Below are 787 nucleotides of genomic sequence, written 5' to 3' on the forward strand. Positions count from 1 at the left end.
ATCAAGCCGAAATGCCTCCCCTTCGGCGCCCTTGTAACCGGGGGCATCACATTTGACCCCAAAATAAATGTAGATAAACATATACATTATTTCTCGGAGGAACGAATGCGCGCACCCTTACCTGTCATAACGTTGAGTCTCGTTCTGTCGGCATGCTCTACGATTGAGCAAACCGCTCCGCGCGCGCCCTTGATGCAAGAGAATTCGGTACCGAGAGTTTATGCAGGCGGGGTATCTTCGGTCGTCGAAATATCCAGAGATCACATGGGCGTCCCGCACATATCTGGAGATCGTTCTACGGATATATTGTTCGCTGTGGGCTACACACAGATGCAAGATCGGATGTTTCAGTTCGAAATGCTTAGGCGGTTTGGGGCAGGAGAACTGTCGGCATTGCTCGGGCCGAATATGCTGGAGGCCGACAAATACGCCAGGACGGCTGCCTATTCCAACGAGCAAGTCGATAAGATGATTCTTGCCATGGAGCCTGACCATCGCGCCCATTTTGAGGCGATGCTGGCAGGAATAAATTTTTACGTCGATCAAGCGCTCCAAAATCCAGAGAAATATCTGCCATTGGAGTTCGCTTATCAAAGCTTGCCGGTTCGGCGTTACACAGCAAAAGACCTGATCGATGCGATGAGCGTAACCGGCCGCGCATACAGCACCTCTGGCGGGCACGAAGTCAAAAATCTACAACTCTTGACCGACCTGATCGAGCGCCATGGAGAATCCAACGGGCGGGCCATCTTCGACGATATCATCGTTCTGAATGACCCCGATGCAT

General features: G+C 51.7%; 1 protein-coding gene. It reads left to right on the forward strand.

Annotation, left to right across the window (positions count from 1 at the left end; genetic code table 11):
- Positions 1-264: 264 nt before the first annotated feature.
- A partial coding sequence (locus F2B26_RS16525; RefSeq protein WP_159811175.1) for a penicillin acylase family protein occupies positions 265-787 on the forward strand: 523 nt, incomplete at its 3' end.

Origin of the sequence: Cellulomonas citrea (assembly GCF_009829685.1) — a bacterium.
Classification (GTDB): Bacteria; Actinomycetota; Actinomycetes; order Actinomycetales; family Cellulomonadaceae; genus Cellulomonas; species Cellulomonas citrea.